Annotated in this window: 1 protein-coding gene; it reads left to right on the forward strand. The window is 62.5% G+C overall.

Features of this window, described 5'->3' with window-relative positions; all coding sequences use genetic code 11:
- A partial coding sequence (locus tag SB717_RS35905; RefSeq protein WP_410907754.1) for a hypothetical protein occupies positions 1-272 on the forward strand: 272 nt, incomplete at both ends.

Here is a 272-nt window from a genome sequence, read left to right on the forward strand (position 1 = left end):
CCTGCTCTCGCCGCACTCCCGGTTCGTCTCTTCGGCCCGTTCGGTCTTGCAGGGACGGTACTGCTCATCACCTTGGTGATGACGGTCGTGTTCACCCAGATCCTCCGTCGTCGTTTCGGCAACGGGGTCGCCGTCACCGTGATGATCCTCGTCAACGCGAGCTATCAGCTCATGATGTTCAACGGGGGCATGCTCACCGAGTCGCTCTCGGCTTTGTGGACAGCGCTCACCCTCGTCGCCACGTGGGCGTGGTTCCGCAAGCGGAGCTCATG

Origin of the sequence: Priestia sp. SIMBA_032 (assembly GCF_046535215.1) — a bacterium.
Lineage (GTDB): Bacteria > Bacillota > Bacilli > Bacillales > Bacillaceae_H > Priestia > Priestia aryabhattai.